At 39.5% G+C, this 26,296-nt stretch carries 16 protein-coding genes; 2 read left to right on the top strand and 14 right to left on the bottom strand.

All coding sequences use genetic code 11. The features are described 5' to 3' along the window. Positions 1-54: 54 nt before the first annotated feature. The 5 genes from ABW637_RS10550 to gpmI all read right to left on the bottom strand — a co-directional run bounded on the left by ABW637_RS10550 (position 55) and on the right by gpmI (position 7,331). On the bottom strand, positions 55-3,336 hold the full coding sequence (locus tag ABW637_RS10550; RefSeq protein ID WP_367584649.1) for a CHAT domain-containing protein: 3,282 nt from the start codon (positions 3,334-3,336) through the stop codon (positions 55-57). Between the two features lie 131 nt (positions 3,337-3,467). Further along, positions 3,468-4,235: a class I SAM-dependent methyltransferase gene (locus ABW637_RS10555; RefSeq protein WP_367584650.1), complete on the bottom strand. Its 768-nt coding sequence runs from the start codon at positions 4,233-4,235 to the stop codon at positions 3,468-3,470. 36 nt (positions 4,236-4,271) lie between these two features. After that, positions 4,272-5,090 carry a type I methionyl aminopeptidase gene (gene map, locus ABW637_RS10560; RefSeq protein WP_367584651.1) on the bottom strand — a complete coding sequence of 273 codons (819 nt, stop codon included), beginning with the start codon at positions 5,088-5,090 and terminating at the stop codon, positions 4,272-4,274. Between the two features lie 53 nt (positions 5,091-5,143). Continuing rightward, entirely contained in the window at positions 5,144-5,731 is a 588-nt protein-coding gene (locus ABW637_RS10565) for a TlpA family protein disulfide reductase (RefSeq protein ID WP_367584652.1), read from the bottom strand. A gap of 79 nt (positions 5,732-5,810) precedes the next feature. Continuing rightward, positions 5,811-7,331 (bottom strand): 2,3-bisphosphoglycerate-independent phosphoglycerate mutase, encoded by a 1,521-nt coding sequence (gene gpmI, locus ABW637_RS10570; protein ID WP_367584653.1) that lies wholly within the window; start codon positions 7,329-7,331, stop codon positions 5,811-5,813. Positions 7,332-7,800: 469 nt separating this feature from the next. Here gpmI and ABW637_RS10575 point away from each other — a divergent pair, with 469 nt between their 5' ends. Then, complete coding sequence (locus ABW637_RS10575; RefSeq protein WP_367584654.1) at positions 7,801-8,184, top strand: ankyrin repeat domain-containing protein; 384 nt, start codon at positions 7,801-7,803, stop codon at positions 8,182-8,184. 61 nt (positions 8,185-8,245) lie between these two features. On the opposite strand, the gene ABW637_RS10580 is transcribed toward ABW637_RS10575, so the two are convergent. The 4 genes from ABW637_RS10580 to ABW637_RS10595 form a co-directional block, all read right to left on the bottom strand. Beyond that, the gene (locus tag ABW637_RS10580) at positions 8,246-9,010 is read right to left on the bottom strand and encodes a M48 family metalloprotease (RefSeq protein WP_367584655.1); all 765 of its coding nucleotides are present in this window, start codon (positions 9,008-9,010) and stop codon (positions 8,246-8,248) included. A gap of 156 nt (positions 9,011-9,166) precedes the next feature. After that, positions 9,167-9,667: a CAP domain-containing protein gene (locus ABW637_RS10585; protein ID WP_367584656.1), complete on the bottom strand. Its 501-nt coding sequence runs from the start codon at positions 9,665-9,667 to the stop codon at positions 9,167-9,169. Positions 9,668-9,720: 53 nt separating this feature from the next. Next, positions 9,721-10,446, bottom strand: coding sequence for a M15 family metallopeptidase (locus ABW637_RS10590; protein ID WP_367584657.1), 726 nt, complete (start codon positions 10,444-10,446; stop codon positions 9,721-9,723). Between the two features lie 38 nt (positions 10,447-10,484). Continuing rightward, complete coding sequence (locus ABW637_RS10595) at positions 10,485-11,033, bottom strand: ClpP family protease (RefSeq protein WP_367584658.1); 549 nt, start codon at positions 11,031-11,033, stop codon at positions 10,485-10,487. 79 nt (positions 11,034-11,112) lie between these two features. On the opposite strand from ABW637_RS10595, the gene ABW637_RS10600 reads away from it, so the two are divergent. Next, positions 11,113-11,538 (top strand): GNAT family N-acetyltransferase, encoded by a 426-nt coding sequence (locus tag ABW637_RS10600; protein ID WP_367584659.1) that lies wholly within the window; start codon positions 11,113-11,115, stop codon positions 11,536-11,538. 8 nt (positions 11,539-11,546) lie between these two features. On the opposite strand, the gene ABW637_RS10605 is transcribed toward ABW637_RS10600, so the two are convergent. The 5 genes from ABW637_RS10605 to ABW637_RS10625 form a co-directional block, all read right to left on the bottom strand. After that, positions 11,547-14,900 carry a beta strand repeat-containing protein gene (locus ABW637_RS10605; protein ID WP_367584660.1) on the bottom strand — a complete coding sequence of 1,118 codons (3,354 nt, stop codon included), beginning with the start codon at positions 14,898-14,900 and terminating at the stop codon, positions 11,547-11,549. Between the two features lie 388 nt (positions 14,901-15,288). Beyond that, complete coding sequence (locus tag ABW637_RS10610; RefSeq protein ID WP_367584661.1) at positions 15,289-16,443, bottom strand: T9SS type B sorting domain-containing protein; 1,155 nt, start codon at positions 16,441-16,443, stop codon at positions 15,289-15,291. A gap of 1 nt (position 16,444) precedes the next feature. After that, complete coding sequence (locus ABW637_RS10615; RefSeq protein ID WP_367584662.1) at positions 16,445-19,408, bottom strand: Calx-beta domain-containing protein; 2,964 nt, start codon at positions 19,406-19,408, stop codon at positions 16,445-16,447. An 8-nt stretch (positions 19,409-19,416) separates the two neighbouring features. Further along, positions 19,417-20,085, bottom strand: a complete 669-nt coding sequence (locus ABW637_RS10620) for a hypothetical protein (protein ID WP_367584663.1) — start codon at positions 20,083-20,085, stop codon at positions 19,417-19,419. Positions 20,086-20,162: 77 nt separating this feature from the next. Further along, positions 20,163-26,177 carry a beta strand repeat-containing protein gene (locus tag ABW637_RS10625; RefSeq protein ID WP_367584664.1) on the bottom strand — a complete coding sequence of 2,005 codons (6,015 nt, stop codon included), beginning with the start codon at positions 26,175-26,177 and terminating at the stop codon, positions 20,163-20,165. Positions 26,178-26,296: the final 119 nt, after the last annotated feature.

A 26,296-nucleotide genomic window follows, 5' to 3' on the forward strand; every position in this document is an offset into this window, starting at 1 on the left:
GTCAAGGTTTACAACAAACCGGTAAGATTTCTCCTGGTGCTAGACAGTATTTTACTAATTCTTTTTCCATTTACGCGTATATATAAGTAGACTTAATACTAGTATTCCCAGAATAAATAATCCTATTGTCCAATATAAATTAGCATTACTTTTAAATTGAATAGGCGAAGCATCTCCAACCAAATAAAATCCGCCCCAGTAAAAAGGCGCAGAAAGAAAACTGTCAGCAGTATTAATGTATTTTAGTTTTGCTTGTTGCAAAGCTTTGCTTTTAGTCATTCCTTTTTTAAGATTTGTATAGAAATAGGTCATCAGTTCAGGTGTTGTTCGATCTGATATTTCCCAACTGGTAAGTAACAAACTTTTGGTTCCAGCATATTGAAAAGCATTACCTAAACTCATAATACCTTCTCCTTTTGCTATTTTTCCAGATCCTGTATTACATGCGCTTAGTACTGTGAGTTCTGCAGGGATATCCAAGGCAAAAAGTTCATGGCTGTATAGATAATTATCCTCTATTGAGTCTTGAATTTTATTAAATAAAAGTTTAGAATTCTCTGGATGTTCATTGTCTAACTCCCCATGTAGAGCTAAATGAAGAATGTTATATTGAGATGCATTTTTTTTAAAATTGGCTTCTATCGCCTGAGATCCAAAATAATATTGTCCATCTATAATCTCTGAGATTGCTTTGATTTCTTTACGGGTTCCAGGTAGGTCGTCAGCCAAATTTCTTAGAGTTGAGAGCCTAAGTGCATTTGTAGCTGTCATAGCTGTACTATCTGAAAAAGAAAAAGCAAGACATTCTTCTGCTATTTTTGATTCCTGTTGTTTGCTTTTGAAAGAAGTATACAAAAGATGAGCAGAATTAGCATAAGATATTGCATAATCTTTTAGTAAATAAGAAAACTCTTTCGCATTGTCAGTCGTATCATTTTGACTAAGCAATAGATCAAAATTAAGATGCCAAAGAGATCCATCTGGTATAATTATCAACTGGTTTCCAATAAATTTATTAGAGATTGGTGCTATAAGTTCTTTGTACAACAGATAAGCTAATCTTTTGTATTCCTTTGTATTTGTTAAGGTGATTGCATTATGTAATTGCTGTGTTTTTTTAGCTAACTGAGGGATTTGTAACTTATTTACAGTGATGGCAATTTTTGAAATAGTAAAAGCATAGGTAATGCTATCAGTTGTAAAAAACTCTATCATTGTAGTGTGTTTATCAAGTTTTTCTTGAATTTCTGCAACCGATATGATATTGTTTTTATGTTTTAATTGATGATACTTGGGATTGTTTTTTTCTATAATTTGATTTACAGAGTCTTGTCTTCTGCCTATATCAAATAATTTGTTTTCATATTTTAGGATTTTTATAGTATCCAAAGGTTGCTTAAATTGTTCTTCACTTATTTTAGATTGGTAAAAGGCACGATTGGTTTTTAGGTCCTTCTCTAATGTAATAATGTCGGTAGAAAATTCAGAAAAGTTTTTGGCATTGGATTGTATTAATAGTTCTTTTAATGTATTGGATTTATTTTTCTCGGCATAGTAAAAAGCTTTGTTAAGAAATTTATCGTCTTGCGTTGTTTTATGCATTAAAAGATTTGTATTTATAGCATCACTATAAATTTCCTGACTTTCTTTTGCAAATATTATTTTGTCCTCATAATAATCTATTGTTTGCCGCATTATATTGATTAAAGAATCTGCATATTGATATGTTGTAATTGCTGTTGTAAGATCATTCTGATTTTTACTATCCTGATATTTACTAATTAATGTTCTTGCTTTTAGTTTATGAGTGCTTAAAAGCAAATTTAAATCTTTATATCGGTTAGGATCTAAAGTGTTTTTTTTAACAGTACCTGCATTAGTCTTTAAATTTGCTAATAAGGCTTTTTTGTAATGAAACAAAGCCTTGTTATAAGCTTTTTTCTTTTCAAAAACTTCTCCAGTAGAATTATAGTTTAACACAAGATTAGAATCATGATAGGTCATCTTTAATCTTATATCCAAGGATTTTGTATAATATGTTAACGCTTTGTTATATTGTTTTTGTAATAGATAAACTTGGCCTATGTCATTATACAAGTTTGCAATATTAAAATCGACTACATCAATAGTGTTAGTTTCAATTGTTAAGGCTTTTTCATAATACTCTAATGCTTTGTGATATTGTTTTTGGGCTTGGTAAACATTTCCAAATCTAATATATGTGTCTGTAATTTCTGGATGATTATTCCCAAAAGCATTGATATATATTGCTAACCCTTTTTCGAAATAATTTAATGCATCGCTGTTTAATCCTTTTTTATGAAGAATTTCTCCAACTTGTCCATAAGATTGAGCAACATCAATATGATCTTTCCCTAGTATGTTGATCCTGGTAGCTAGTGCTTTTTTTGCATATTGCAGTGCTTTATCATAATTTCCAGTTCGTTTATAAAGAGTTCCAGTATTTATGTAATGATTAATTGCTTGAATACTATTCTCTCCAGAAGATTTAACCTCTATAGCAAAACTTTTTTCATAATAATATAAGGCTTTTTCATAATTACCTTCTACATGATTAGCAAGCCCCATATTACCATAGGCATAACCAACTTCTATATGATTTTTTCCTAAGGTATTGATTCGAATGTTTAAGACCTTTTCTGAATAATATCGAAATTTATCATATTCACTTATAGCATAATAAATTCTGCTAATATTTACATAAGACTCTGCAATTTGTATTTGGCTTTTCCCATTGCGTATTTCTAAAGATAAAACTTCTTTAAAATATTTTAATGCTTTATTATACATGGCCTTTTTCAGGTAAAGGTGCCCTAGGTGATAATATGACCTTTTAAAGCTATAATCGTTTTTGGGAAGTGTTTTTTTTCTAATAGATAGTGCTTTTTCAAACTTTTGCTGTGCAGTATCGTAATCAGAAACGATAAACATATAATAGCGTCCTATATTATCGTATGCAGTAGCTTCTTCTTTATTACTTTTAGGGATGGATGTGGTACTGATTCTTAGAGCTTTTTGTGCATTTGATAGGGCTTTTTTATATTCTGAAGTTGAAAATTGAGCATAGGATATACTATTGTAACCAAATGCAACTTTTTCCCAAACACGAGCTTTTTGATATATAACTATCGCTTTTTTATAGTCTTCGATAGCTTCAAAGTATTTTCCCAGACTATAAATTGAATCTCCCTTTTTGTAGTATTGAGATGCTAATATCGTATCTTTTATTGTTTGAGCTTGTAGGGGATTAAATAGTAAAATCAATGATATTGTAATTATTGTTTTTACTGATAGAAGATTTGTATGTAGTTGCATTATTTAACTAGATAAATAGTTGTAAAATTTTTATTAAAAATACTAACAAAGAAACTAAAAAAGATAAGGTAATACTAAAATTAACTGTTATAGGTACTTTTGTAAATTTAAAATAAGATAAAAAAGAGCAATCAAGGTTTATAACAAACTGGTAAGATTTCTCCGGGAGCGAGACAATATTTTGTTACTTCTTCTTCCTTTAGTGTATTCGTGTAATCGACTTCTTCAACTTTAAAACCTATTGATCTTAGCTTTTCGAAATAATCTCTACCATATACTCTTACATGATCGTATTGCCCAAAAATCTTTGCCCGTTCAGCACGGTCGGTAATCGAATCATCTTCAAAAGTGGTTTCACGATTTAGGTCCTGTGGAATCTGTAAAATTGCCATTCCGCCAGGTTTTAAGACTCTAAATAGCTCTTGCATAGCCTTAGTATCGTCTGGGATATGTTCTAGCACATGGTTACAAAAAATGATATCGTATTGATCATCTTCAAATGGGAGGTTACAGATATCTGCTTTTACATCTGCCAAAGGCGAATTAAGATCTGTAGTCGTGTAATCGAGATGTTTTAGCTTTCTAAATCGTTTATAAAAAGCCTGCTCTGGGGCAAAGTGCAATACCTTTGCGGGGGTTATAAAAAAATTAGTTTCCCCTTTTAGATATAACCAAAGTAATCGATGTCGTTCTAGGGATAGAGTAGAAGGTGACAATACATTGTCTCTTTGTTGACCATATCCATAAGGTAAGAATTTAGAAAAACTTTTTCCGTCTATGGGGTCTGTATAGGTGTTTCCTCTTAAAAACAGAGAAATAATAGGTCTGGCTACATAACTCAATCGAATTAATAATGGCCTGGGAATGGTGTTTAATATAAATTTAAAAAGTTTTTTCATGATCTGAAGTTACACGAGGTATTCTATGACAAATCACTAAACCGTTAATGCTTCTTGTCTAAACGCATCTTCTTCATCAGATTCGATACCCAGAGCCTGGTAGATATATTTAAAAGTAGAAAGAATCTCTGGTTTACCATCTACAATAGCTACATCGTGTTCAAAATGTGCACTAGGTTTACCATCGGCAGTAAGAATGGTCCATCCATCACGCAATTGTTTGATGCGATGCGTGCCCATATTAGTCATAGGTTCTATAGCAACGACCATACCTTCGATAAGTTTTTTTCCTCTACCGCGACGTCCATAATTAGGCATTTCTGGATCTTCATGCATTTTACGACCTAAACCATGACCAACAAGTTCTCTAACAACTCCATAGCCTGCTTCTTCAGTAAATTTCTGGATAGCATAGCCCACATCACCAACTCGTTTTCCAACTTTTAATTCAGCGATACCTACATATAAGGACTCTTTGGTAATACGAAGTAAACGTTCTACTTCTTCAGATACTTCTCCTACTGGAAAAGTATACGCATGGTCCCCGTAAAATTCATTTTTGATAGCACCACAATCAATAGATATAATGTCGCCTTCTTCTAATGGAGTATTATTAGGGATCCCATGAACCACTTGTGCGTTAGGGCTCATGCATAATGTGTTTGGAAAATCATACAGTCCTAAAAATCCTGGGATAGCACCATGATCTCTTATAAATTCTTCAGCAAGTTTATCTAAATGTAAGGTAGTAACTCCTGGCTTAACCTCAGAAGCTAACATTCCTAAAGTTTTGGAAACAACTAATGCACTTTCTCGCATCAATTCTATTTCTTCACGTGTCTTTACAATGATCATAAAATCCTAATTATAAGGTTGGCAAATTTACAAAGAATATTAAGATATATAATTTAATCCTCGTACGAATGTTTGTACAGTGTTCCTGATATAATAGCGAGCATATCTTTTTCGAGAGTTTCTCTGGCAAATTCAACATAACGGCCTATTTCTTTCCCATCCTTGTAGAATATAAATGTAGGTACATGTTTAATATCTAAGCCTTTTTCGAACCTTTCGGGAGTTTTTTTTGCTCTGCTTACTGTTATTAACTCAAGGTTTTGATATTCGAATTTTGCATCATCCAGAATCTTATAAAAAGCAGGAGTTTCTCTTTTGCTATCTGCGCACCAGGTACCCATAAAAGCTTTGATTGATACATTTTTAAGATATGGCGATATTTTTTCTACAGTTTCTGTATCTACTATATACTCTTTATAGTTTGAATTAAACCAGCTTCCAAACGGTTCTTGTTCTAAAGTCTTTCTGTCATGTTTTCCTACCAAAATATCGGGTTTTGACTGTTCTATTTCACCATTTGAGTCCTTTTCTTGAGCTTCATTATTAGTTTTTTCTGTAGAACCATCAGTGTTTACAGTGAACGAAGCACTTATAAAGGCATTTAATAACAAAGAAACAAAAATTAAAAGTACTTTTTTCATTGCAGTAAAAGATAGCTTTTAAACGAATATAGTACAAAGACTAAGCCAACTGTAGTACTTTAAAAGTAGTTTAACAAAATTAGTTTTTTAGTAGTGACTCCTGTGTCATCGCATCTGGTTTATCAACCCCTATTAATTCTAAAATTGTAGGTGCAATATCTCCTAAAACACCATCTTTTATATTAATTTGATCATGGTCTATGAAGATAAAAGGAACAGGGTTGGTAGTATGTGCAGTATGCGAAGTGCCATCTGGATTAATCATAGTTTCACAATTACCGTGATCTGCAATCAACAAAGTAGAATAACCATTTGCAAGTCCTGTGCTCACTACATCATGTACGCAAACATCAACAGCTTCACATGCTTTTATGGCAGCTTCCATTACTCCGGTATGTCCTACCATATCACCATTAGCAAAATTAAGGCAAACAAAATCTACCTCGCCTTTTTGTAATTCAGGAACCAAAGCATCTCTTAGTTCGTATGCACTCATCTCTGGTTTTAGATCGTAAGTGGCAACTTTTGGAGAATTTCGTAGAATTCTTGTTTCACCTTCAAAAGGTTCTTCTTGTCCACCAGAAAAGAAAAAGGTAACGTGCGGATATTTTTCGGTTTCTGCAATACGAATTTGTTTTTTTCCGGCTTTAGATAATACTTCTCCTAGTGTTTCGGTTATATTTTCTTTATCATATACCACTTTGATGCCTTTAAAAGTGTCATCATAGTTAGTCATCGTTACATAATATAATGGTAGTTTGTGCGTATTGTATTCGTGCATATCGTTTTGTGATAGCATTTCGGTAAGCTCTCTTCCACGATCTGTTCTGAAATTAAAGAAGATAACAACGTCATCTTCCTGTATGGTAGCTACCGGAGTATTATTTTCTTGTAGTAGTAGAGGTTTAATAAACTCATCGGTTACATTATCATCATAACTTTTCTGAATACTGTCTAGTGCATTTTCTGTAGTTTCTCCGATTCCGTTAACCAAGAGGTCGTATGCGAGTTTTACACGTTCCCACCTTTTATCTCTATCCATTGCATAATATCGACCAATAACTGAAGCTAGTTTACCAGTGGTTTTTGACATATGTTCCTGGATGTCTTTGATATGCTTTTTACCAGATTTAGGGTCCACATCGCGCCCATCGGTAAATGCATGAAGAAATATGTTTTCTAGCCCTTCAGAATTTGCCGCGCTAAGTAACCCTTTGATATGATTGATATGCGAATGAACACCACCATCACTTACTAAACCAAGAAGATGAACATTTTTACTATTTTTTTTAGCGTATTGAAATGCATCAATAAGTGCAGATTCATCTTTTAGCGTATCATTTTTAATAGCTAAATTAATCTTAGCCAAATCCTGATATACAATCCTACCGGCACCAAGGTTCATATGTCCAACTTCACTATTTCCCATTTGCCCATCGGGTAACCCTACATGTAAACCATCTGTTCGCAAGGAAGCATTGGGATATTTGGTATATAAACTGTCGACAAAAGGAGTTTTTGCATTATCTATGGCAGAGACTTTAGGATCTGGAGACATACCCCATCCATCCAGGATCATCAAGATTACTTTCTTATTCATAAAATGTTCTTAATTAGAGTTTTTGGTTGGTTGTTGTTTAATAAAAATAATCTCAAAATGAGATAAGGCGCAAAGTTACAACTTCGAGAATAAGCTGGCAAAAAAGAGAGGTTATTCCTCTGTTGTATATGTGTTTTCTTAAGTTTATTAGTACGCGGTTTTTATGAAACTATTAACGAATTTGTGTATGGAAGTTTAAGAATAGGTTATCCTTATGATTTCGCAGTAATTTTTATGAATAATGTAATTTATTTGTGATGTAAAAAAATACGGAAAAAAAAGCCAATACGAAGTGTAGTGATTTAATTCCTAATGAATCAGCTGTTTAACGAAGTGTTTTTGGTTAAAAATTTTGTTATATAAAGGTTAAAGTTCTGTTATTTGAGTCTTTAAGTGTAACAAAACAGATGATTCATGGGTCTTATTTAATATGAACTAATAAGTTAATTAATTTTTAAATTCATTCATCATGAAAAAAACTTTGTTATTTACCCTAGCGGTTGTTCTTATTTCATCGGTAAGCTTCGCTACAGAAACTAGTAATGTGAATTATGATAATCACAATTACGATCTTGTCACTGTACAAACCAGTCCATTTTGTATGGCTATTGTAAAAGGAGATACAGAAACTGTTAAAAAATTAATCGATTTAGGTAGCGATGTTAATAAGAAATCCAATGGGATGACTCCTTTAATGTTCGCGGCACGATATAATCGTGTAGATATTATTAAGCTACTTGTAGAAAAAGGTGCTAATATCAAAACTAAGGATAGCAAAGGGTATAATGCAATGAAATTTGCAAAATTATCCAATGCTAAAGAAGCTATAGCACTTCTAGAAGAATTATCGTAATAGATAGCCCTATATAGAGCTTATATTCGCAAAGCCTGGTTGTGTAAGCAATCAGGCTTTTTTATTTACTATATTCTCTGATGGCTTCGTTAATTTTTTCAATTCGATTTTCTGGATCAGGATGTGTACTCTGAAATTCTGGAGTACGATTGGGTCCGGCGGCAGCTTTTAAAATTTTCATCACACCTATCATTTCCTTTGGGTTATATCCTGAATTAATCATAAACAACACGCCCAGTTTATCACTCTCTAATTCATCATCGCGACCATTCCCTAATAGAACGTTTTGCCCGATACTGTTTACAATTCCTCCTGCATCTGCACCTACAGAAGCCCCCGTAGATATTGTTTTCCAGAAATCGTGCTCGGCAATTCTTTCGGCAGAATGCCTACCTAAAACATGACCAATTTCATGCCCTAATACACCAGCAACCTGATCTTCGTTTTCTAGTTTAGATAAAAGCGCATAGGTGATAAATATTTGTCCGCCAGGCAATGCAAAAGCATTAATTGTATTGGGATCTGCAAGTAGATGAAACTCATATTTATATGGCGTCTGTTTAGCCATGCTCGAATTTACTAGCTTATTTCCGATCATATCAATATAGCTTTGTAATTTTTGATCGGGGTAAAGGCCTCCATGTTGTTGCGCCATTTGTGGGGCACTTTGCAATCCAATTGCAATTTCTTGATCACTGGTCATATTAATATTTTGTACCCGATCTGTATACGGATTCAAGGTTTTATTGTTGCATTTTTTAAAAAATGCAAAAGCCACGATTGCTAAACCAATTAATATCCGGATTTTTAAGCCACCACGTCTCATGAAAATATAATTAGGATTAATATTTAAAGTTAAGAAATAAAAAAGTTGCTTACTAATAAAATGTTTAAAACACTTTTTAGTAAGCAACTACTAGAGGTGTCGTTCTTAATTATCGAACGAAATTAGTGCTAACTAGCATAGTTGAGTTTGCATAGTTTAGCGATAAAAAATTTGTGTATAGTAATAACTTCCATTTTGATCTTTTATGGCAGCAATACCTATATGTGTATAATCACCTTCAATATTTTCTCTATGTCCAGTACTATTAAGCCATGCAGTCATTACCGATTGTGCAGATGTTTGTCCTGCAGCAACATTTTCTGCAAATCTCGTGGCATTTTCATTTTCTTGTAATGTTGCGAATTTTGAGTCACGATTATCATGACTAATACGACCTTGGCCAATCATATATCGTGAATGTTCTGCAGCTAATGCATCTGCAGTATTATTTTTTTCTAAAACAGGTAGGCCTTGGCTTAATCGATGTACATTAACTAACGTGAATATTTCATCGGTAATAGAAACTTCACTCGGTGTATCAACGGGTTGGTCGGTATTGCCTTGTGGTATTATCGGCTGTGCATCATCATTTGAACAAGAAAATGTAATAATGGATAGCACAAAAATGCATAAATAGTGTGTTAAAGTAGTTTTCATTATCATGGGGTTTTCGATTATATAACTAAAATAGAATTATTTTAGTATTTAGATTACAATAATTCTGGATTAATATCAGAAATGTTTTCTTTAATGTATAAATCAATGAAATCTTTGGTAAAAAAATCACTTCCTAATAAGTTAACTTCTTTGAGTTCATTGGTAATATCAAGTTTTTGATAGGCTTTGAGCATAGGGATAGAGAGTGGGGCATAGGAGTAATGCCAAGGTTCATACTTAAAACCTTTCCTATCTTTTTTGTCTGTATAGACTAGTTTAAACCCAAATGAATTGGCATGTACATCCATCCATTCCTTGAATTTACAGAATGGTCCATTACCTTCAAAATTTTCTGCAAGAAGTAACCCTTTGGGTTGGGGTGCATTGCCATCTACGATATCGATATCGGTACCCCAATGATGTCTTGATGTCCCTGGAATTGTGGAATATTCTATGATTTTTTTAATGGCGTCAATAGGAGATAATCCTTCTGTGGTGAATTTTTTGTATTTACGTTCCCAAATTCGATTTTGATGAGCATAATTTCTATAGCTCGAAACCACTTTTATTTTAAATCCACTTTTCGAAGCTTCTGCTTTCATTCTTAAAAAGGCATCATACGCTTCTTTTCTGAGTTTGAATCCCTCACCGTATAGCAAGGGATTTCCTTTACCCATTAAATCTTCTTTTGAGAATTCTGATTGTGATATAGAAAATGAGGATAATGAAAGTCCTAGAACTCCCAAAGCACTAATTTCCATGAAATCTCGTCTCAACATAAAGTTTTGATTAAAAATATATTTTTGGTAGCGAAATCTTATTTTAAGATTCCATCAACAATACCATATGCTAGTGATTCATCTGCATCCATCCAATAATCACGATTGAAATCTTTTAATACTTTCTCCATATCCAGTCCACAGTTGTCTGCAAGAATCTGCGCGCTCAATTCTTTGGTTTTAAGAATTTCGGCTGCCTGAATCTCAATATTCGAAGCCTGACCTCTGGCACCACCACTAGGTTGATGAATCATTACTTTAGCATGCGGTTGTATAAACCTACGTCCTTTTTCGCCTACACTAAGAAGGATAGACCCCATAGAAGCTGCTAGTCCCGTACATATAGTAGATACGGGGCTTTTTAAGCTTTTTATGGTGTCATACATCGCAAATCCAGACGTAACATATCCACCAGGACTATTGATGTACAGTTTAATTTCTTTATCACTTATCATATCCAGGTACATGAGCCTGTCAATAACATGCTTCGCCGATTTATCATCTACCTGACCCCAAAGGAATACACTACGCTCTTCTAAAAATTTTTTATCGATCAGATCCTGTATTTTTCCTGATTTTTCTTTCATTCTTATGATTTTATATTTTTTTAAGAATTCTTTACATCTTTGAGATAAATGTATAATTATTTTTGCAGAAAAGCATCATATGGATTTAGCATTTCACAAAATTTTAAAAGAGGACTTTCCTGTATCTCTTCCGTTAATTCAAAAACTAATGAACAATCAATTTTCAGATGAAGTTTTAATGGAGCGGTTTGCCGAAATGTTTGATCAGAATTATGAATGTTGGGGAGTGTATCTAGACGAAAAACAGATTGGAATATTTGGTTTATGGTTTATGACAAGGCACTATGTAGGTCGTTCTTGCGAGCCTGATCATGTGTATATCGATGATACTTACCAAGGAAAGGGTATAGGGAAGAAGGTATTTGCATGGATATATGAGTATGCAAAGAGTAAAGGTTGCGAAACTTCAGAATTAAATAGTTATGTTTCTAATTATCCTTCTCATAAATTTTATTTAAATGAAGGTTACGAAATATGGGCGCATCATTTTGTGAAGAAGCTTTAGTTCTTCAATTAATTTGATTTTACCCGAAACGTAATATTTCTATTGGTAACGATACTACCTGCTCTAACGGCATAGATGCTTCCAAATTCTGAAGTAGTATTAGATACAGTTGCTGTGGCCGTTATGATACTACCTGCTGGTATTGCAGAAGGTAATGTAATCATGAAATCAAACCTATTAGTGGTATCTGTGTTTCCATCAACATCGTTATATGTCGAAGATGCGGCACTATTATCTGCACCAGATCCTTCTATTGCAGACCCAATAAATACTTGCCCCTCGCCATAATCTCGAGAAACTCCCCCAATTTGATTATTTCCGGCAACGGCTGTTCCTTGATCAATATCGGTTAAGAAAAACTCAACGATTGCACCTGCACCAACCCATCCTATAACTCGTATCCTACCTCCAGCAACGGCGGCAGATTCTATAATCGGAAAATTGAGACGGCCATTCGGACCAGTATCTCCATCGCCACTGTCATTTATAGTAACACCATCATCATTAATATCAATTCCTAACGATAAATTAGTTGCCGATCCATTATTATAAATCGAATTTTGAGAGATCAAGTTACCAGAGGTTGTTCCACCAGTGATTACAATTCCTGATCCATTGTTGGTATTAATTATATTGCTAGAAACAGAGGAGTTACTTGCATTTAATCTAATACCAGAATCATTATTGCATCCTGCATTTTGACCAGACGTCGTTATGGTATTATCTGTAATAGTAACAGTTCCGGCGGTGTGATTAATGCCGAAAGCCCCGGCATTTTCGATTAAGTTATTTTGTATTTCAATCAGAGTGCCACCGCTTACTCGAATATTGCTGCTATTATTGCATGTGTTACTACCATTAGCTGTTAGATGATTTAATGTTATAGAACTGGTTGGGGTATCGTTGTTATTTACTCTAATCCCCCTAAGTCTAGTTTGAGCAATATAATTTTCGGTAATGGTAGAAGTTCCGCCATTTATTCGAATTCCATTTCTTGTATTTCCTACAAGGGTACCAATTGCATTTGTGCCCACTATATTGGCCTGTACGGTTATGCCAGTTCCCGAGGTTACCCGTATCCCATCTCCACTATTTCCATTGGCAAATGCTGCTATGTTTCTTACGGTGGCATTGTTGGCTTGTATATCAATAGCATACCCATTTCCATCTCGTTGTACCTGTATTTCGGGTAAATCATAGGCTGGCAAAGTAACCGATGTAGTACCTACGGTAGTGCCGCCAGAACCAATGGTTCCAGTATTTGTGTTTCCAGAATATGCAGTCTGTGTTCTTCCATCTATTTTGGTATTGGCACCTGTTATTGCAGATAAATTTATAGTTGTTAAGATATCAAAATAACCATCGGTAGTATTGTATCTGGGGTCTGTTGTTCTTCCTAAAGGATCGGTATTTGTCGGAATCATAAATATTGAGGTGTCTTCTCCAGCATTAGGATCCAGGGTGATATCATTTGGGTGTGCTTCAATATCCAATCCTGTTTCATCTAGATTGTTAGCATTGAGAATGAATTGTTCTAGTGATCCTTGTCCGTCTTCATTGGTGTTAACGATCGTGTTGAAATTAAAACCAAAATCCAAATCCACGGCACCTTCTCCACTAATAGAAACAGAAGAAAGGGTTTGCGCTCCTGCAGGTAAGGGGTCCCCTATAGTTGTTACTGCTCCGGGATCTTCATTTAAAGGGTTTGCTCCACCCACTTCATTGGCTACATCACTTAATGTGCTGGCTGTGTAATTTCTTCTAAAAGTTTGTATGGGTAAACAGGTTGTACAAGCTGTTCCTCCTCCTCTTGTTGATCTAACGGTGTTGTTGACTACTCTAACGGTATAATCACCATCGGCCATTCCAGCAAAAACATACTCTCCAGTACTATCTGTGGTAGCAATTAACTCAAGGTTTCCAGAACTATCATATAATTCTACTGTGGCATTTTCTATAGGAGCACCCGAAGAGGTTGCAAGATCGCGTCCTGATCCTCCTGGGTAGTTAACATCTTCATAGACATTGCCCACAATCAAATTACTGGTAACTTTTATCGCTACAGCGTTAAGTATAACAATATCACCGCCTACATCAACATTTGTAGTTACACTTGTATCTCCTACTGCAATAAGAGAAGCAATATTATAAGTATCTAAATCTAAACCATAAGAAGTTGTGTTATTTACTGTAGTTCCTGTGGTATTGTCAAAAATGGTAGAATTAAACGGATTTTCTGTAAGACCAATATTGTCTCCATCACCTTTTAAAGAAACGGGAGTTGGATTTAAACTGGTGGTTATAGATATATCTTCACCTCCAGAAAAAGCTTGATCTCCTTCCCAACTTAGCACAGATGTTTTAGCCCCGGCACTACTAATAGCAAAGAAGTTATCTATGGTAAAACTAGTATTTGCATTTTGCAACCCGTTAAATCCGTTATATAAATTAATTCGGGAAGCCGGGAGTGACGGTTCTGTATAAAATATCATCAGGCTCCATCCGCCTAGTGTAGTAGAGCCACAAAAGAAACCTGTATTGTTTGTGTTGTCCACATTTAAATCGCTAAAGTTGTATGTATTCGCAGAAGGATCGGGAATACCTTGTATGATCGAGGTTACATCACTCACCATTCCAAAAAATGATATTTGACTCACAGCATATTGATTAACTACGTCTGCGGTTACATTTTGCCCTTCAAAAGTAACGTTAGTATCTACAGTATAGTTGGAATGTGCCCAGAATAAGTATGCTTTTTCAATGGTGGCACCTGCAGGAATTGGAGTTGTTAATGTATTTGATGAAGCCGTAGTGATTGCACAAGGGTCGGTATCACTAGTTCTTAAAGTTCCGCCAGAGACTGCATAATCATAGTACCCGTTAAATTGATCAAATATGGTGAGTGGAGGATTTTGGGTCACAGAGGTGTCAAAAACCGAAAACCCTATTAATCTTGGACTTGCGCCATTTGCTAAATCCTCATCGACAACCAAAACTCCATCTACAAATACGCGTATACTCGATGCTCCATTCCATCCATCGTTAAAAGAATCAAAAAGAATTAAGTTATACCCTCCATAATTTAGGACTACAGAGCCTGTATTGGTATACGAAAGATCTTGATTCGTAGTTTGATTACATGTTGGGGCTCCAAGCCCTCCGACACAATCGGTATAAAAAATTGTAGCATTGTCTATACTTCGAATTTGAGCAGCATTTTCTTCAGCAAAATTGGGCCATGTAACTTCTATACTTACGGTGGCTGTTTGAGAGTATATTTGAAAAATAGGAAATAGTAAAAGAACCAGAACAAGACCTTTTTTTCTAGATATACTCCCTATATAACTTTTTGTACTAAACATTGTATAGCAATTTGTATCGCACCTTTTGCTATAGCCAATACTATTACATATGGTTGGATGATATGCATAGTAGTAAGGTATAGAAAAGCACGTTTTCTAATGTATTTTTAAATAATATAGGGGTAATTAGTAAGTAAGAATTTCTGTTGACTACAATTTTGACGATTAGGTATCAACTATGGTTCAAAGATAAATAAATATATTGTCATTACCGTTGAGGGAAACCGTAATTACAGGGATTATTTCAAAAAATAATGTTTTTTGCGTAAGGGGTAAATAGTATTATTTTTGACTTTTATATCCTGTAAAATGATTTTTGAAGGGTGTTTTCATGTCATTATAGATAGTTTTACATATCTAAAAACAATAATATTAGTGTAGAATGAGGTTATCTATTGATATAAAGATATCCGGCGCGATCTTTTTGACCTTCAATTTTTAAAACGTAATAATACGTACCTACGGGTAATTCTTCTCCTTTGGCAATGGTAGCTCGACCTTCAGAAATACCGCCCCAAGAGTTATCATATCCTTTTTTATTATAGATCTCTACACCCCATCGATTAAAAATGGAGAGCTCGTTATTGGGAAATTGTGCTATACCCTGAATAATAAAAGTGTCATTAAATCCGTCTCCATTTGGTGATACGGCAGTAAAGATTTCAAGATCACCATCGAGTATAAGATCAGAAGTTCCAAAAGTGATGATGACATAATTATCTGGGATAAAGAGTTCTGAAGTGATAGCACCATTATTTAAATCTCCCGATGCTGCAAAATTACCTAGGTTAACCCACTGCTCTAGAGTCGGATCCCATCCTACTACTCTAAGATCTTCTAGGTCATCTACCAAAGTTGGGATATTACTATTATCATCCCAGGTTAGCGTTACTCGGGTTTCTATATCTCCATCGAGATCCCAGAATTCGAATTGACTTACCCCAAACAAGGTGTTTGAAAATATATCGGTATTAAAATTTTCTGAGAAAAAGTTTGGAGCATTTGGGTCTTCAAAGAAATAGGCACCTCTTGCAGTGTTAACAGCGGCCTGACTTTGAATACTCATGGGCCTTAATCTAAAATCATCGCCTATTGGGAAGGTAAAATCCAAAAGACCAGTAATCGTAGCATACCCATCAACAAAACGATCATCATTTTCTCCTAAATAGGGTGTGTCGTTAATATAATCTAAAGATACATTAGGTCTATCTCTTGGGGTTTCAACACGTCCGTTAATGAATTCCTGAAAATTAGTTACACCAACAGCAACATCGAGGAAAAGCTCATCTCGTACATCGATATCCAAATCATAAAATACAGGGCGGTTACTACCAGAGACATTTAAACCTCCATTTGGGTTATAAAAACCAACCAATCCCAGATTTTGATCAAAAGTTCCATTATTGACAACATCAATATGAAAACCAACTTGCCCTTGATCATGTATTTGCACAGTACCAAAGTTACAGAATAGGGTTTGGGCATTCAAACCAAAAGAGGAAAGAAGCACTACCAGGGCGAGTATGTAGAATCTTTTAATCATGTTAGTTTGAGTTCACTCTATAGGTTATTTTTCTATTGGTAACTACAGTTCTAATAAATACATTTAGTGTACCCGTTGTAGTACCGGCTAAAGGAATACCTTGATCATTAGTGATATCACCTGATGAAACCGTGTTATCTATATCTCCAACAGCGGTTCCGATAACATCAAATGTAAAGGTACAACTATTTCCAGCAAGTAAATTTACACCAGAAATAGTGAAATTATCACTACCAGCAACGGCGGCTATAGTTCCTCCGCAGGAAGAGGTGGCATTGGGTGTTATCGAAATATTCATCCCGGTTGGTAGGTTATCTGTCAAGGATAAGTTTGTTAAATCTACACCAGTTGAAGGGTTATCTAATACAATCGTTACTGTAGATTCTTCTCCATATCCAATTGATGTTGGAGAAAAGTTTTTACTAGCTACGGCAGGAAAGGCTACCTCTGTAGAAACGGCAAATACTCCTCCCCAAATCCCTTCACTTGCACTACCAAGATCTACGGCTAAGGTTGTCGCATTATTAGGTACAAAACCAGTGGCATCAAAAATATCGATATCAATTCCCCAATTAAAACTTTGATTAGGGTTTCGTCCACCAACATCAACGCCAAATTTGGATATTGTACTATTTAAAGTATTATTGGCGGGGTTTAATCCATTAGAAAGTGCTGTTCCGTTTATGGCAACAAAATCTCCGGTAAACCCTCCAGAATCACCATCAAACCCAAAATATCCTGCATCGGTATCGAAAGCACCAGTTGATGGGGTAAGTAATCCAGTTACTGTAAAATTATCATTGGCTCCAAATCCAAAAAAATCAAAACCATCCCAAATACTAACACTTCGAGTTATATCCGCGGGGTTTTCGTAAATTATTACCATTGTCCAACCTCCAAAAGGCCCTGTGAACGCACTTCCGGTAATTAGAGGGATGTCCGCTACAGTATATGTCCCAGATCCAGCTGCTTGTACTAATGAAGTAACATCGGCATAAGACATGAATGTATTCCAACCGGCAAATGAACCTGTTTCAATATTAGTTAAACCTGCATTTACAGTAGTGTATGTGCCAGCTCCAGCTTCTCTAAATTGTACTTGTTGTAGGCTTAGTGCAGGATTTGGGTTGGTAATACCACCAAATGTTGAATTATAAGAACCTCCCCAATATAAGCCGGCCCAAGCAACTGTTGCTCCTACGGGGAGTGTAAGATCTGCACTACTAGAATTTGTTCGGGTTACATCAATATTAGCATATCCCATAACTACAGTTGGGTTATTGGATACAGGTGTTCCCGGGCAATTGGCAGTACAAATAAGATTTGTGTTGCCAATCATATCAAAATTACCCCTAACATTAAGGGTTATTCTTTCTTCATAAGGTCTTGGATTCTCTATTTCGACATCGATTATAGTTCCGATACCTTGATCAGTTATATCTACAGAGGCATCACTTACGTTAGAGAAGTTAATAAAAAATGTTTCATCCCCTTCTACTACAATATCATCTAGTATTGTGATCGTGATCGTTTCTGTATCTCCGCTAGTTCCTGTGAAATTCAACGTGTTACTATCTGCGGTATAATCGTTACCTACACCAGCTGTAGCTGTATTATCTGCCGTAGCATAGTCTACGGTAAAGCTTCCTGAAGTATCTGGCCCTATATGAGTTACTGTAAATGTAATTGTACCTGCATTTTCATTAACAGATACATTATTTATACTAAGAGCGGCATCATTATCTTCTATTGTAGCTTCGCCAGTTGCATCGCTTACAGTTACTAATGTGTTACTTGGAGCGCCTAGGTTCACAAAGAAGTTATGATCTCCTTCAATATCATTATCGTCTACTATCGAAACCGTTATTTGTTGTGTTTCATTAATGGTTCCGGCAAAATTAATAGGGGAGCCGGTCGCGGTTGCAGAAATATAATCTGCAGGATCTGTGGCAGTACCGTCTGCAAAAGTAAAGGGTACTGAAAAACCACCAGAAACACTTGCGCCAGATAATGTAACGGTAAATGTTGCTGTACCAGCTGCTTCATTAACTGTTATATCGTTAATAGCAATAGAAGCTGGATCATTATCTGTAATAGTTATTTCTCCTTGCCCATCAGTAATGGTTACTGAAGGGTCACTAACATTAGCAAGATTTACAAAAAATGATTCTGTGGCTTCGGCAAAATTATCGTCTACAATGGTAATGGGTACGGTTAGCGTTTGATTTTCTGGACTTGTTCCAGAAAAGCTAATTGTAGGAGTAGGGGGAGCGGGATTTATATAATCATTCGTAGGGCCCGCTAAAGCTGTATTGTTCGCTGTAGAATATTCTACTGTAAAACCGCCTGTAGTATTAGCACCTGTATGACTTACAGTTAGATCTGCTGTACCTGCATTCTCGTTAACTGTAACATCAGTAATTGATAGTTCAGGTGTTGCTCCTGTTGCCGAAATTAGAACATTGTCTATAAATGCCGAATCATCTCCTTCCCAAAATCCTCCAGAACGGCCAAATGCAATTATAGTTGTTGCTGATATAAATGCTGAAATATCTTGCGTGAAGGTTCCAGTTTGTGTTCCTGTAAAAGCGATGATTTGTGTAAACCCTGTTCCATCTGAAATAAACAAAGATAATGCCTCTGTTCCATCGAGACTTACAGTTTCCCAATCAAAGGATAATGTGGCAGAAGTTGCTGCCGATAAATCAGCAGTACGTCTAATATTTTCGAAAAATAAAAAATCAAAGAAAAGCCTTCCACCTGTAATTTGAATGAAACCACTATTGGCGCTGTTATCATCGTTGGCTTCTGTCCAATTATTAGCCCAATTTTGGTTTCCATCATTATTAGTATACGCTACAGTACCAAAATTATCGGCATACGTATCTTGGGCATAAGAATTGCCATACGATACTAATATTAGTAGGATGAATAAAAAATATGATATGTAGTGTTTAGATTTCATATGTTATGTTATCTAACTACAAAAACTACATTAATGATCGTGTTAAAATCGGTTGGAAGGTTTACAATACTATAGCTCATGTTTCCATTACTATCAAGGGAAATGGTTGTGGGGTTTCCAAAGACATTCTCATCTGCAAAGGTTACATAATAATACAATTCGTTTCTATTATAGACGGGTATCGTAGGAGCATTAACAGGATCGCTGGCTGCAATAGGTGTTCCAAACTGATCCACATAAAGTTGATATAAATCAATAGGTGTTTTAGCCCCGGTTGAGGTAGCATCAATAGCAATTGAAGGCGGGTAGAACACTCTAGCAGCACCAGAAGTTATTGGAGCAATAGCTTCAATCACTTCCTGGAGATTGGTCTCGTTTGTTGTCGATGTGGCACCAGCTTCATCTACATCGATAGGTGTTGTTAAACTTACTTCAGCATCTGTTTGATCATCTGTTGCTATTTGCCAACCATTAGCAAGACCTGTATATCTATAGATTTCTTCATCGGCCAAGTTAAATACTACAGAACCAATTTGTGGATTAAGTATAGCATTTATTTCTGTTAAATCTGTAGCCGTTGGTAACCCCATTAATGCATTTGCATCATTTGGACCTATTTGTGAATAGGCTTGATTCATCAATGCTATAAATAATATGTATAGGGGTAATTTTTTCATTTTCAATATTATTTGCTTTTGAACTATCTTACTTTCTTAAAGGTGTTCCATATGTTAAGTTCAATATACGTACTTTTTTAAAAGTCAAGAACAGTAAACATAAACTCTAAATCTATATCATCTTTTTGATTCGCTCCATTATCACTATCACCAATATTAACTTTAAATCCTGTAGTCGTTTGATCATAGTATGTAATACCAGGATCATCATAGTCTTGACCAGTATTACCAGGGCAATCACCACCACAATCTAGTATTGAAAGCTGGATAATGTAATTTGCGTCTGGCATTGGTGATCCGACAGGGAATGATATTTGATAATCCCCTTCATCAATTCTTGAAACAGTGGCACCAGTTATTTTTCCAGCTACTGCTACTCCATTGCCAGCGACTTTACCCATTGCTTTTACAGGGCTAACAAAGAATGCCCCACCATCAGTTCCTGATGAGATTTCGTTATCTGTATCTGCACTTACTACTTGTGCTGTAGTTGCCGTTCCAGCTTCATTAGTATAAGTGATTTCTCCTGTCGCACTAGCGTCATTTTGAGATAATGTTGTTATTGTCTCATCAATATCTACTGTGCTTCCATCAAATAGGTTCACTGTAGCGATTCTATTACCAGCAATAGTATTTGTTACGCTTTCTATATAAGTAGGTCCTGTTGGTCCTGTAGCACCTGTCGCTCCAGTCTGACCAGTCGCACCGGTTTGTCCTGTAGCTCCAGTCTGACCTGTAGCTCCTGTTTGACCCGTAGCGCCAGTCTGTCCTGTAGCTCCTGTTTGTCCAGTGGCACCTGTTTGTCCGGTAGCTCCTGTCTGACCCGTAGCTCCGGTTTGACCTGTCGCACCTGTTTGACCTGTAGCTCCTGTTTGTCCAGTGGCACCAGTTTGACCCGTAGCGCCAGTCTGTCCAGTGGCTCCTGTTTGTCCTGTAGCGCCAGTCTGTCCTGTCGCACCTGTTTGTCCTGTAGCACCTGTCTGTCCAGTCGCTCCTGTTTGACCTGTAGCTCCGGTTTGACCTGTAGCTCCTGTTTGACCTGTAGCTCCGGTTTGACCTGTAGCTCCGGTTTGTCCTGTGGCTCCTGTTTGACCTGTAGCTCCGGTTTGTCCTGTGGCTCCTGTTTGACCTGTAGCTCCGGTTTGACCTGTAGCTCCTGTTTGACCTGTAGCTCCGGTTTGTCCTGTAGCTCCTGTTTGTCCTATAGCGCCAGTCTGTCCTGTCGCACCTGTTTGTCCTGTCGCACCTGTTTGTCCGGTGGCTCCAGTTTGTCCTGTCGCACCTGTTTGTCCTGTAGCGCCAGTCTGTCCTGTCGCACCTGTTTGTCCTGTAGCACCAGTTTGTCCTGTAGCACCTGTTTGTCCTGTAGCTCCTGTCTGACCCGTCGCACCAGTCTGTCCAATGGCTCCTGTTTGTCCTGTTGCACCAGTTTGACCTGTCGCTCCTGTCTGACCCGTAGCACCTGTTTGTCCGGTGGCTCCAGTCTGTCCCGTCGCACCTGTTTGACCCGTCGCACCTGTTTGTCCTGTTGCACCAGTTTGACCTGTCGCTCCTGTCTGACCCGTAGCACCAGTTTGTCCTGTTGCTCCTGTTTGTCCAGTGGCTCCTGTTTGTCCTGTAGCTCCGGTTTGTCCTGTAGCACCAGTTTGTCCTGTAGCTCCGGTTTGTCCTGTAGCGCCAGTTTGTCCTGTCGCTCCGGTTTGTCCTGTAGCACCTGTTTGACCCGTCGCACCAGTTTGACCCGTAGCTCCGGTTTGACCCGTAGCACCAGTTTGTCCTGTAGCTCCGGTTTGTCCTGTAGCTCCGGTTTGTCCTGTTGCACCAGTTTGTCCTGTAGCTCCGGTTTGTCCTGTAGCACCTGTCTGTCCTGTCGCACCTGTTTGTCCTGTAGCTCCAGTTTGACCCGTAGCACCAGTCTGTCCAGTCGCACCGGTTTGTCCGGTGGCTCCAGTTTGTCCTGTAGCACCAGTCTGTCCTGTAGCACCAGTCTGTCCTGTAGCTCCGGTTTGTCCTGTAGCTCCTGTTTGTCCGGTGGCTCCAGTTTGTCCTGTCGCACCTGTTTGACCTGTAGCTCCGGTTTGTCCTGTAGCACCTGTTTGACCCGTCGCACCAGTCTGTCCAGTGGCTCCTGTTTGTCCTGTTGCACCAGTTTGACCTGTCGCTCCTGTCTGACCCGTAGCACCAGTTTGACCCGTAGCTCCGGTTTGACCTGTAGCTCCGGTTTGACCCGTAGCGCCAGTCTGTCCTGTAGCTCCTGTTTGTCCTGTAGCACCAGTCTGTCCTGTCGCACCTGTTTGTCCAGTGGCACCAGTTTGACCCGTCGCACCTGTTTGTCCGGTAGCTCCTGTCTGACCCGTAGCTCCGGTTTGTCCTGTAGCGCCTGTCTGTCCGGTCGCTCCTGTTTGTCCGGTAGCTCCTGTCTGACCCGTAGCTCCGGTTTGACCTGTAGCTCCTGTTTGTCCGGTAGCTCCGGTTTGTCCTGTAGCTCCTGTTTGTCCGGTGGCTCCAGTTTGTCCTGTAGCACCTGTCTGTCCTGTCGCACCTGTTTGACCTGTAGCTCCGGTTTGTCCTGTAGCACCTGTTTGACCCGTCGCACCAGTCTGTCCAGTGGCTCCTGTTTGTCCTGTTGCACCAGTTTGACCTGTCGCTCCTGTCTGACCCGTAGCACCAGTTTGTCCTGTAGCACCAGTCTGTCCTGTAGCACCAGTCTGTCCTGTAGCACCAGTCTGTCCTGTCGCACCTGTTTGTCCTGTTGCACCAGTTTGACCCGTCGCACCTGTTTGTCCTGTTGCACCAGTTTGACCTGTCGCTCCTGTCTGACCCGTAGCACCAGTTTGTCCCGTCGCTCCTGTTTGTCCTGTAGCGCCAGTCTGTCCGGTAGCGCCTGTCTGACCCGTAGCTCCGGTTTGTCCTGTTGCTCCTGTTTGTCCTGTTGCTCCTGTTTGTCCTGTGGCTCCAGTCTGACCTGTAGCTCCTGTTTGACCTGTAGCTCCGGTTTGTCCTGTAGCACCTGTTTGACCCGTCGCTCCTGTTTGTCCTGTTGCACCTGTTTGACCCGTCGCTCCTGTCTGTCCAGTGGCTCCTGTCTGTCCTGTTGCACCTGTTTGTCCTGTGGCTCCTGTTTGTCCTGTAGCGCCTGTTTGACCCGTCGCTCCTGTCTGTCCTGTAGCACCAGTCTGTCCTGTTGCACCAGTTTGACCTGTCGCTCCAGTTTGTCCTGTCGCACCAGTCTGTCCTGTCGCACCTGTTTGTCCTGTAGCTCCAGTTTGACCCGTAGCACCAGTCTGTCCAGTCGCACCTGTTTGACCTGTGGCTCCAGTTTGTCCCGTCGCTCCTGTTTGTCCTGTAGCGCCAGTCTGTCCGGTAGCGCCTGTCTGACCCGTAGCTCCGGTTTGACCTGTGGCTCCTGTTTGTCCTGTGGCTCCGGTTTGACCCGTCGCACCAGTTTGTCCTGTAGCGCCAGTCTGTCCAGTCGCTCCGGTTTGACCCGTCGCGCCAGTCTGTCCAGTCGCTCCGGTTTGTCCTGTAGCGCCTGTTTGACCAGTCGCTCCTGTCTGTCCTGTAGCACCTGTTTGTCCGGTGGCTCCAGTTTGACCTGTCGCTCCTGTCTGACCCGTAGCACCAGTTTGTCCTGTAGCTCCGGTTTGTCCTGTAGCACCTGTTTGACCCGTCGCTCCTGTTTGTCCTGTTGCACCTGTTTGACCCGTCGCTCCTGTCTGTCCCGTAGCTCCTGTCTGTCCTGTTGCACCTGTTTGTCCTGTGGCTCCTGTTTGTCCTGTAGCGCCTGTTTGTCCCGTAGCTCCGGTTTGTCCTGTAGCACCAGTCTGTCCTGTAGCTCCTGTCTGACCTGTCGCTCCTGTTTGTCCTGTTGCACCTGTTTGTCCTGTTGCACCTGTTTGTCCGGTGGCTCCAGTTTGTCCTGTAGCACCAGTCTGTCCTGTAGCTCCGGTTTGTCCTGTAGCTCCGGTTTGACCTGTCGCTCCGGTTTGTCCTGTCGCACCTGTTTGTCCTGTAGCTCCAGTTTGACCCGTAGCACCAGTCTGTCCAGTCGCACCGGTTTGTCCTGTAGCGCCAGTCTGTCCTGTCGCACCTGTTTGTCCAGTGGCACCAGTTTGACCCGTAGCGCCAGTCTGTCCAGTCGCACCGGTTTGTCCGGTGGCTCCAGTTTGTCCTGTAGCTCCTGTCTGACCAGTCGCACCAGTTTGTCCAGTGGCTCCTGTCTGACCCGTAGCACCTGTCTGTCCTGTCGCACCTGTTTGTCCTGTGGCACCAGTCTGTCCTGTAGCTCCGGTTTGTCCAGTGGCTCCTGTTTGACCAGTCGCTCCTGTCTGTCCTGTAGCACCTGTTTGTCCGGTGGCTCCAGTTTGACCTGTCGCTCCTGTCTGACCCGTAGCACCAGTTTGTCCTGTAGCTCCGGTTTGTCCTGTAGCACCTGTCTGACCCGTCGCTCCTGTTTGTCCTGTTGCACCTGTTTGTCCTGTAGCACCTGTTTGACCCGTCGCACCAGTCTGTCCTGTTGCACCTGTTTGTCCTGTAGCGCCTGTTTGACCAGTCGCTCCTGTCTGTCCTGTAGCACCAGTTTGACCTGTCGCTCCAGTTTGTCCTGTCGCACCTGTTTGTCCTGTAGCTCCAGTTTGACCCGTAGCACCAGTCTGTCCAGTCGCACCTGTTTGACCTGTGGCTCCAGTTTGTCCTGTTGCACCAGTCTGTCCTGTTGCACCTGTTTGTCCTGTTGCACCTGTTTGTCCGGTGGCTCCAGTTTGTCCTGTAGCACCAGTTTGTCCTGTTGCACCAGTTTGTCCTGTAGCACCTGTTTGACCCGTCGCTCCTGTCTGACCCGTAGCACCAGTTTGTCCTGTTGCACCAGTTTGACCTGTCGCTCCTGTCTGACCCGTAGCACCAGTTTGTCCTGTAGCACCAGTCTGTCCTGTCGCACCTGTTTGTCCAGTGGCACCAGTTTGACCCGTAGCACCAGTTTGTCCCGTCGCTCCTGTTTGTCCTGTAGCGCCAGTCTGTCCGGTAGCGCCTGTCTGACCCGTAGCTCCGGTTTGTCCTGTTGCTCCTGTTTGTCCTGTGGCTCCAGTCTGACCTGTAGCTCCGGTTTGTCCTGTAGCTCCGGTTTGTCCTGTCGCACCTGTTTGTCCTGTAGCGCCAGTCTGTCCTGTAGCGCCAGTCTGTCCTGTCGCACCTGTTTGTCCTGTGGCTCCTGTTTGTCCAGTCGCTCCTGTAGCGCCAGTTTGTCCTGTAGCACCTGTTTGACCCGTCGCACCAGTTTGACCTGTAGCTCCTGTTTGTCCAGTGGCTCCTGTTTGTCCTGTTGCACCTGTTTGTCCTGTAGCACCGGTTTGTCCCGTAGCTCCGGTTTGACCTGTAGCTCCGGTTTGACCTGTAGCTCCGGTTTGTCCTGTCGCACCGGTTTGTCCCGTAGCTCCGGTTTGTCCTGTAGCACCAGTCTGTCCTGTCGCACCAGTTTGACCTGTAGCTCCGGTTTGACCCGTAGCTCCGGTTTGACCTGTAGCTCCGGTTTGACCCGTAGCGCCAGTCTGTCCTGTAGCTCCTGTTTGTCCTGTAGCACCAGTCTGTCCTGTAGCACCAGTCTGTCCTGTCGCACCTGTTTGTCCAGTGGCACCAGTTTGACCCGTCGCACCTGTTTGTCCGGTAGCTCCTGTCTGACCCGTAGCTCCGGTTTGTCCTGTAGCGCCTGTCTGTCCAGTCGCACCTGTTTGTCCGGTAGCTCCTGTCTGACCCGTAGCTCCGGTTTGACCTGTTGCACCAGTTTGTCCTGTCGCTCCGGTTTGTCCGGTAGCACCAGTCTGTCCTGTAGCTCCTCCAGTACATAAACTACTCCACGAGTTGTTATTATATTGATAAACACAGTCATCATCTGTGTTATAAACTAATGCTCCATTAAGAGGAGTAATAGCATTCATTTGAGCAGTGGTTACTCGAGTCAGTACAAGTGCTTTGTCAGTACTCTCTAACTCCAATATAGAAGAAGGGTCAATTTGATTGGGATTATCGCCAATCTTGACCTGCGCATACGAATTAGCTAAAGATAAAAGTAAAATTATTAGGGGTAATTTTATCTTCATAGTTTAAGTTTTGGGTGCGGTTAAAAAATCTTTACATTATGGTTTAACCGTAATTGATTTTATGTTTTAAAAAAAATCTTCATAATTATGAAGATAAATATAAACTGTTAAAACTTTAA

It is taken from the genome of Aquimarina penaris (genome assembly GCF_040786285.1).
Taxonomy (GTDB): Bacteria; Bacteroidota; Bacteroidia; order Flavobacteriales; family Flavobacteriaceae; genus Aquimarina.

Coding starts and splice junctions, on each gene's coding strand:
- ABW637_RS10620 (WP_367584663.1), bottom strand. CDS start 20,085: ATGAAAAAATTACCCCTATACATATTATTTATAGCATTGATGAATCAA.
- ABW637_RS10585 (WP_367584656.1), bottom strand. CDS start 9,667: ATGAAAACTACTTTAACACACTATTTATGCATTTTTGTGCTATCCATT.
- ABW637_RS10595 (WP_367584658.1), bottom strand. CDS start 11,033: ATGAAAGAAAAATCAGGAAAAATACAGGATCTGATCGATAAAAAATTT.
- ABW637_RS10555 (WP_367584650.1), bottom strand. CDS start 4,235: ATGAAAAAACTTTTTAAATTTATATTAAACACCATTCCCAGGCCATTA.
- ABW637_RS10610 (WP_367584661.1), bottom strand. CDS start 16,443: ATGATTAAAAGATTCTACATACTCGCCCTGGTAGTGCTTCTTTCCTCT.
- gpmI (WP_367584653.1), bottom strand. CDS start 7,331: ATGAATAAGAAAGTAATCTTGATGATCCTGGATGGATGGGGTATGTCT.
- ABW637_RS10590 (WP_367584657.1), bottom strand. CDS start 10,446: ATGTTGAGACGAGATTTCATGGAAATTAGTGCTTTGGGAGTTCTAGGA.
- map (WP_367584651.1), bottom strand. CDS start 5,090: ATGATCATTGTAAAGACACGTGAAGAAATAGAATTGATGCGAGAAAGT.
- ABW637_RS10565 (WP_367584652.1), bottom strand. CDS start 5,731: ATGAAAAAAGTACTTTTAATTTTTGTTTCTTTGTTATTAAATGCCTTT.
- ABW637_RS10575 (WP_367584654.1), top strand. CDS start 7,801: ATGAAAAAAACTTTGTTATTTACCCTAGCGGTTGTTCTTATTTCATCG.
- ABW637_RS10615 (WP_367584662.1), bottom strand. CDS start 19,408: ATGAAATCTAAACACTACATATCATATTTTTTATTCATCCTACTAATA.
- ABW637_RS10580 (WP_367584655.1), bottom strand. CDS start 9,010: ATGAGACGTGGTGGCTTAAAAATCCGGATATTAATTGGTTTAGCAATC.
- ABW637_RS10605 (WP_367584660.1), bottom strand. CDS start 14,900: ATGTTTAGTACAAAAAGTTATATAGGGAGTATATCTAGAAAAAAAGGT.
- ABW637_RS10550 (WP_367584649.1), bottom strand. CDS start 3,336: ATGCAACTACATACAAATCTTCTATCAGTAAAAACAATAATTACAATA.
- ABW637_RS10600 (WP_367584659.1), top strand. CDS start 11,113: ATGGATTTAGCATTTCACAAAATTTTAAAAGAGGACTTTCCTGTATCT.
- ABW637_RS10625 (WP_367584664.1), bottom strand. CDS start 26,177: ATGAAGATAAAATTACCCCTAATAATTTTACTTTTATCTTTAGCTAAT.